This is a genomic window from Pseudomonas sp. NY15374, assembly GCF_048068255.1.
Classification (GTDB): domain Bacteria; phylum Pseudomonadota; class Gammaproteobacteria; order Pseudomonadales; family Pseudomonadaceae; genus Aquipseudomonas; species Aquipseudomonas machongensis.
This window is the reverse complement of the sequence record NZ_JBLUPZ010000023.1, coordinates 1-6703: the sequence shown is the minus strand read 5'-3', so window position 1 is coordinate 6703 and position 6703 is coordinate 1. Positions and strand designations below refer to the sequence as shown.

11 protein-coding genes and 1 pseudogene are annotated in these 6703 nt (G+C 56.3%); 9 read left to right on the top strand and 3 right to left on the bottom strand.

The features are described 5' to 3' along the window. Nucleotides 1–162 precede the first annotated feature (162 nt). The 7 genes from ACNFHO_RS27340 to ACNFHO_RS27310 all read left to right on the top strand — a co-directional run bounded on the left by ACNFHO_RS27340 (nt 163) and on the right by ACNFHO_RS27310 (nt 3106). On the top strand, nt 163–354 hold the full coding sequence (locus tag ACNFHO_RS27340; RefSeq protein ID WP_416767969.1) for a hypothetical protein: 192 nt from the start codon (nt 163–165) through the stop codon (nt 352–354). Further along, nucleotides 351–527: a hypothetical protein gene (locus ACNFHO_RS27335; RefSeq protein WP_416767968.1), complete on the top strand. Its 177-nt coding sequence runs from the start codon at nt 351–353 to the stop codon at nt 525–527. The genes ACNFHO_RS27340 and ACNFHO_RS27335 overlap by 4 nt, the downstream gene beginning before the upstream one ends. Before the next feature lie 286 nt (nt 528–813). Then, nucleotides 814–1542, top strand: coding sequence for a Rad52/Rad22 family DNA repair protein (locus tag ACNFHO_RS27330; RefSeq protein WP_416767967.1), 729 nt, complete (start codon nt 814–816; stop codon nt 1540–1542). Further along, on the top strand, nt 1539–2036 hold the full coding sequence (locus ACNFHO_RS27325) for a siphovirus Gp157 family protein (RefSeq protein ID WP_416767966.1): 498 nt from the start codon (nt 1539–1541) through the stop codon (nt 2034–2036). The genes ACNFHO_RS27330 and ACNFHO_RS27325 overlap by 4 nt, the downstream gene beginning before the upstream one ends. Nucleotides 2037–2043: 7 nt before the next feature. After that, nucleotides 2044–2562: a hypothetical protein gene (locus ACNFHO_RS27320; protein ID WP_416767965.1), complete on the top strand. Its 519-nt coding sequence runs from the start codon at nt 2044–2046 to the stop codon at nt 2560–2562. Beyond that, the gene (locus ACNFHO_RS27315; protein ID WP_416767964.1) at nt 2559–2753 is read left to right on the top strand and encodes a hypothetical protein; all 195 of its coding nucleotides are present in this window, start codon (nt 2559–2561) and stop codon (nt 2751–2753) included. Before ACNFHO_RS27320 ends, ACNFHO_RS27315 begins: the two co-directional genes overlap by 4 nt. A 41-nt stretch (nt 2754–2794) precedes the next feature. Further along, nucleotides 2795–3106 carry a hypothetical protein gene (locus ACNFHO_RS27310; RefSeq protein WP_416767963.1) on the top strand — a complete coding sequence of 104 codons (312 nt, stop codon included), beginning with the start codon at nt 2795–2797 and terminating at the stop codon, nt 3104–3106. Here ACNFHO_RS27310 and ACNFHO_RS27305 read toward each other — a convergent pair. The 3 genes from ACNFHO_RS27305 to ACNFHO_RS27295 form a co-directional block, all read right to left on the bottom strand. Further along, nucleotides 3103–3297 carry a hypothetical protein gene (locus ACNFHO_RS27305; RefSeq protein WP_416767962.1) on the bottom strand — a complete coding sequence of 65 codons (195 nt, stop codon included), beginning with the start codon at nt 3295–3297 and terminating at the stop codon, nt 3103–3105. The genes ACNFHO_RS27310 and ACNFHO_RS27305 overlap by 4 nt on opposite strands. A gap of 312 nt (nt 3298–3609) precedes the next feature. After that, nucleotides 3610–4632 carry a RelA/SpoT domain-containing protein gene (locus ACNFHO_RS27300; protein WP_416767961.1) on the bottom strand — a complete coding sequence of 341 codons (1023 nt, stop codon included), beginning with the start codon at nt 4630–4632 and terminating at the stop codon, nt 3610–3612. Between the two features lie 154 nt (nt 4633–4786). Beyond that, nucleotides 4787–5440, bottom strand: a complete 654-nt coding sequence (locus tag ACNFHO_RS27295; protein ID WP_416767959.1) for a hypothetical protein — start codon at nt 5438–5440, stop codon at nt 4787–4789. A 55-nt stretch (nt 5441–5495) separates the two neighbouring features. Between ACNFHO_RS27295 and ACNFHO_RS27290 the strand changes: the two genes are divergently transcribed. After that, nucleotides 5496–6260, top strand: a complete 765-nt coding sequence (locus tag ACNFHO_RS27290) for a hypothetical protein (protein WP_416767957.1) — start codon at nt 5496–5498, stop codon at nt 6258–6260. Between the two features lie 8 nt (nt 6261–6268). Further along, nucleotides 6269–6703: pseudogene (locus tag ACNFHO_RS27285) on the top strand (hypothetical protein); the annotation flags it as partial.

Here is a 6703-nt window from a genome sequence, read left to right as displayed (position 1 = left end):
TCTGGCCGCACGGCGCCGCGACGCGAGCGATGCGCACAACGTGTACCACGAGGTGATGGCCGCGCCCTGCCCTGACGCAGTACTAGAGCGGCTGGCGCGCGATCTGCTGACGCCATTCGCCGCCGCCGGAGTACAGGCCCAGGCCTACGAGGCATGGGAGCCATGAGCCCGCATGTCCTGATTGATCAGCAGCTTGATGCCTTGGTGCACCCGGGTACGCCAATCAGCTACTCAAGAATCATCAGCCATCAGCTGACGGAAATGCTCCGCGACGGACGCATCACCATCGAAGAATTCAACCACTACTGCGGGCGCCTCAACAAGATCGTTGATGGGCGCAAGGAGGTTGCATGACCACGCCAATCGTGAAGACGTTCATCGACGAGCAGGTCGAGGAAGCGAAGGCCGCCCAGGTGCGCGGCACCCTCAAGTTTCCGGTTGGCATGCGTGTCGCCGATCTTCCGTACCCGATCAAGGCCGACTGGCTGAAGCGTCGGCCAATAGCCAGGCCGAGGCCATGCCCATGACCAGATATCAGCGCGTCCGCCGCCTGGTCATCTGGCGCGGCTCCTTCTCTGCGCTCTTCGCCTGTACCGTCTTTATGCTCGCCAGCGCACTGGCTGACAGCATCACTTCCTGAATCACGTAGCCGAGCACGGCGGCCCTTCGGGATAACCGTACCCCTTCGGGAGCGTAAGCGGCGAGAGCGCGCAACCATCCACCGCAGCCAGGGCCTGGAGCGCACCTCCGTGCCTGGGTGACCTGGCATTTCTCCTTTCAACTGACGGCGCCGGCCTGGCGCGAGGTTTTCCAATGTCCACTACCAACATGCGCATCTGGGAGCAGGTGCAGGCCACCGATACCCGCTACACCAAGAACGCCGAGGTCGGCGGCCAGAAGATCACCAGCCTGAACGGCACCGCGATGGTCATGAAGGCGACCGAAGTGTTCGGCCCGGTCGGCATCGGCTGGGGCTGGAAGGTGCTGGAAGAACGCTTTGACGACGGCCACGAGGTGTATGCCGGCGATGGCGACAAGCGAATCTGCTTGGGCCGAGAGATCGGACATACCGTCAAAATCCAGCTCTGGTTCATGCAGGACGGCCAGCGCGGCGAGGTCGAGCAGTACGGGTGCACCCGGTACCAGTACAAGACCAAGTACGGCATGACCACTGATGGCGAGGCGCCGAAGAAGTCGCTGACCGACGCCATCAAGAAAGCCCTGTCCATGCTGGGTTTCAGCGCCGACGTGTTCCTGGGGATGTTCGACGACCAGAACTACGTCCAGCAGCTGCAAGCCGAGCAGGCTATCGAACACGCCGATGATAAAGCTGCCGAGCAAGAGCGTCAGCGCCTTGAGCGCTTGGATTGGCTCAAGTCATCGGTCGAAACCATGGCGGGCGCCGTGACCATGCATGAGCTCAAGACCCTTTACACGCGATTTATCAAGAATGCGACAGCTCGCAATGAGGCCGCATTCATTCGCCGAATCACTGAGACCTACGAGTCACGAAAATCTTACCTGGAGGATAAAGCAGCATGAGCCAACTCTACGAGCTTACTGGGCAGTTCAAGGAACTGACCGTGCTAATGCAAGACGCGGACGAAGACATGGCCATCGCCGTGCGCGACACCATGGGCGCTATTCAGGCCGAATTCAACGACAAGGCTCTAGCAGTAAGCCGCGTAATTCTGAACATGGATGGCGATATCGAGGCTGTTGATGCCGAGATTGAGCGCCTTCAGGAGCGCAAGCGCGTCATGTCCAACCGCAAGGGGCAGATTATCGAGTACCTACGCGAAAACATGGAGGCGGCGGAGATCACCAAGATCAGCTGCCCGCTTTTCACGATCACCCTGGCCAAGGGTCGCGAGTCGGTTGTGGTCGATGACGAAAAGCTGCTGGACGATGACCTGGTTTCCACCAAGGTCACCCACACCCCTGACAAGAAAGCCATTGCCGATCGCATAAAAGCCGGGCAAGAGGTGAAAGGCGCGCGGCTTGAGCGCGGTAAATCATCCATACGGATCAAGTGAGGATGACATGAACCCATCAATCGACCTGGAGGCCGCACAAGCGGCCTTCTTCGCATCTGGCGGTCAGATCATCGTGCTGGAGGGGTTCACTTATCAGCCGCTCCCACCGCGCAGGCGTCCAAAGCCAAAGAAGAAGCCGGCCAAGGTGATTGAGCAGAAAGCCCCAACAGATCATGCAAGTAAAGTCAGGGCGCGCGTGAACAGGATCGCTGAGCTTGCCAAGACAATGACCTGCACCGAGGTTGCAAATCTACTCGGCGAAAGCAAGGGCGCAATGTGGGGCGTGGCTGCGCGGGAGGGATTCAGGTTCTTCTCTCCGCCAAAGCCGCCAAGGCCAGTTGTGGAAAAGCCCGGACCAAGCCTGGAGGACCGTGAGCTGGCGGACAAGATCATCGCACTGCGCGATGAGGGCAGGTCTCGGTGCGGCGTGACCGTTGAACTGGGAATAGGCAACTGCAGGCTCGTGCGACTGCTTGCGCTGTTCGATATCGACTTCCCGATCCGACGTGACAGGGGAAGACGATGAGCGATCGCGGCGAGCCCCCCAGCGTTTACTACGAAGGCCGGGAGTGCCGCCGCAACGGAGGCGGAAAACTGGCCAACCCATTTGCTTCTCACACGTTCCACGGCTCATGGTTCCTTGCCGGTTGGAACGACATGGACATGGAAATTGAGCAGAAAAATCCGAAGCGCGCTGCAAAGAACAAGGCGGCGTGAGCAGTTCAACCTACCGCCCAGCGGATTGAAGGAGGTGCCGTATGGCGATGTCACAGCAGGCCCGCGACGAGAAACGTCGCGCCAAGGCCGAGCGCCTGCAGGAAGAAGACCTGCGCTTGAAGGTTCGACCAGGGACTAAACAGGCCCTGATGGAGCTGATGGAGTGGGCCGGGATCAAGGAACAGGGCGAGGCGATGACGCTGATGATTCATCACCTGCATGCGCTTGGGCCGGGCGGCGCGCTGCCGTTGCTGACACCTCCGCGCCACGAAATAACCGTATCGCCGGCTATGGCGCGGAAGCTTCAGATTGCTTGCAACCGTCAGGCACTGATCAGCGCCCGTGAGGATTAAAGCTGCTTTTTCAGGTGATCCAAATACTGTGCTGCAGCTGACTTCTGTTCCGGGCCTCCAGGGCCATCGCTGCCCATTAGTGAGCCCTGCGCTTTTTCAAACGCTTTGAACGAGTTCATCGTCATACCGCTGGACTTCAGCACTGCCATCAACAGGTGCTCAATCGCGTCAACCTGCGCTTGGTTACTCATACATCACTCCTTGATCCGGCACCATGCCGGTCACCCGTAATACCCCATCCCAAATCAGATTGCCACCATGCCGCATCCGGCCACTGAGCACGGCGCGCCTGGAAGAGCTACCTGATCGAGCACGGCACCGACCTGCGGGCCACGGCAAACCCTAATCACCTGGTGGCCTCCGGCTGGATCGCCATCCCCACCGACACAACGCTCGACGAAGCAGAGGCAGCCAAGATCTTTGCAGCTGTCGGTGCCTGGAATCAGTCTATTCGAGGGTACGATGGATGATAATCAGAAAATGACACATACCAAATATAATGATCACTGCCGATCATCATCCCTTTTCTTGAAGTTCGAGCTATCAAAAAAACTAGAACGATGCGTTGAACCAACGACCCTTGACCCCTCATAAATTGCCTTCGAGAACAAAAGGTCTATGTCAAGATCCCTTTTATGTTTAATTGCTCTTGTCGCTCTGTTAAGTTCGGCCTGCAACCGCTCTGCCTTGGCTACTATCTCGGCCTTAGAAGCTTTCGCCTCCGACAGCTCCGTCAACAACTTTTGCATCTCTTCTAGGGCCGAATCCCGCTCTTCTACGGCACAGCCAACCTCCCTATCATATCTATCCAACTCCCGACTCAGGCTGCGAACAAAACCACCGAGTTCATCGGCACTTCCGGCTAACCGGTTGAATATCTTAAGAACATCTTCAACCTGGTGATTCTTTGAAAAATTCGGATATCTGACCTTATGATCAATTTCAGACCAAGCCTCTTCGAAGACGGTTCGAACCTGCAATTCTACTAGCACTTCACGAAGCGCTGGTTTCGTCTTGAGCACATAGTGAATAGACCGGTATCCCGCAGGATGAACTTTCGCTCCAATATTCCGCTCATCTAGGTCTTCAGCGAGGTCTGATCTATCGCCCTCGCGGACGTATGAAACTGGCGCTTCGTGAAAGTCCCACATACCTATGACTTGATCATGAATTGCTAGACAGTCATCTTTAAATAGATGCAGAGCTCGCACGCCAATCAGATCGGTAACGATTGTGTGGTAATTTCCTACAGAGATATCTCGGTAGCGCTCGTTTGCAGGCTCCTCAGCTCTTTTCCTGATGATTTTTTCAATAAGATGATCCGGGTCTTTCACTCGCCACCTTACAGAATGTACGCTTGCAAAAGACTGAATGCTATTAACGAAGAAACCAGCAGTGTCTTCAAGTTGCCTAATACGGCTAACATGATCGTGATGGATAGATACCAATTCGTCCCAAGTGATTGCGGCCCTTTGCCAATCGGCGTCGGTAATTCGGTTAGCACTCAGAAAATTCTCTAATTCCATAGCGTTCCTCCTGGAAAAACCAATGCTGCAATGGGTAATATTTGATCACAGGCCACATTGCCAGCGATTCCGCTCACACTCTAAATGCCCTGCCGTTGCAACGCCAGCGCCTTCCCCTCTCAAACGATGAACGCCGACCCGGCGAGGTCGGCGCCTATGCCAGCTTACGTCTTAGATAAACCTCTGTTTTAGAAAGATCTTCATTAAACGATCTAGCAAAATCGTCTTTAGAAACGTCGCTTCGCCGATACATTATGTTTGGCCGCCCCTTATTGATATCTACATAGGCTGCTCTTTCTGCCTGATCAATACGAGGGTCAGTTGAAAGCAAATGGTTTTCTATGTAGTGATATAAATCCCAGCTTTTATCGTGCAAAGGTTTAACCAGGAGCTTCAAATCACTTCCCCATAGCGCCTCGGCCTCAAGCAGAACAACATCAAGATTTCGACGAGCCTCGGTCACTAGTTTGAAGCGCTCATCATAAGCCGAGCAACGGCCAAGATAACGACTCACCGCCTCACTCTGAGGCCCGGTAGACACTACAGCCGATGAAAATTCACTCGCTAGCATCAGTGGATTCCTCACCCTATCCAGAGCTTCGCGAAACTTATAAAGCTCAATTAGTGCTCGCTTCGCTAGTTCATGGCTAGCAGTACCAGACAATTGTCTTTGCCACGTAGACAGGCCAACGAGTCCCACATAGAAAGCCAGCCCGACTCCTGCTGCACTGGCGACAGTTCCAATAATTGAAAAAACATCTTTGGTCAACGCCCAATCAGGGTCTGTCAACGCGAGACAAAACGACATGTAGGTACTCCCACCCTTCCTAACTAACTCTGAATCATAACGGCCAGGAGCCATCATGCCCAACCGAATCGTATGCCAGTTCAGCTGCGGCGCCGCCTCGGCGGTGGCCACCAAGCTGGCCTTGGCCGAGTACGGCAGCACGTACGACGTGCAGATCATCAACGCTTTCCTCGTCAATGAGGAAGCAGACAACCGCCGGTTCGCCCAGGACTGCGAAATCTGGTTCGGCCAGCCGATCACCGTCCTGCGTGACGAGAAGTACGGCGCCGACGCTCATGAAGTGTTCCGACGCGAGCGGTACATGAAGGGTCGTACCGGCGCACCGTGCACCAAGATCCTCAAGCGGCGGTTGCTGGACACGTGGAAGCAGCCGGGCGACGTGATGGTGTTCGGTTATACCGCCGAGGAGGCCGATCGCCTGGATGACTTCAGGGAGCGCAATCCGGACCGCCCTGTGATCGCCCCGCTGATCGACCGCGGCCTTGGTAAGGACGACTGCAAAGCCATCCTTCTTCGAGCCGGCATCGAGCTTCCCCTGATGTACAGGATGGGCTACGACAACGCCAACTGTATCGGCTGCGTGAAGGGCGGCGAAGGCTACTTCAGAGCGATCCGCCAAGACTTCCCTGAGCAGTTCGAAGCGCTGTGCGTCATCCAGGATGACCTGGGTGAAGGCTCATACCTCTTCCGCAACCGCACAACCAACGTGCGCTTCCCACTTCGCGACTTGGGCGATGGCCCAGTGCGACGCAACGAGAAACTGCCCGCCTGCTCGTTCTTCTGCGAGATCGCAGAGGCCGAAATCATCGCCAAGGCTTGAGGTATCCCATGCCCACAGAAAACCGATCCACAATGGTCAGCTTGCCGCGCGACGAGGTCGAGCGCCTGGTCAAGCTCCTTGCCTACCAAGCACACCCATACCCATCGCCTCATGCCGAGTACTGGCAAGGCATTCTGGACGCGCCAGGCCAGCACCAGGTCGAACCGGTCGGCATGCTTTTGATTGACGAGTACTTCGACAGTCGCGAGGTTGGCGATGTGGATGTGCAGCTTGATTCGAAGGTGTGCGAGCAGCTTGCAGCCAATTACCCAGGCCAATCGCTGCCGATCTACACCCACCCAGCGCCAGCAGATCCTGGCGAGGTTGAGCGTCTGCGAGCTGCTTTGAAGTTCTACGCCGACCGGGACCACTTCGCTGAAGACATTGGCAACGAATGGGACAGCGTGAGCGGCGAGCCCGCGAACATCCTCTGGCACGAACAT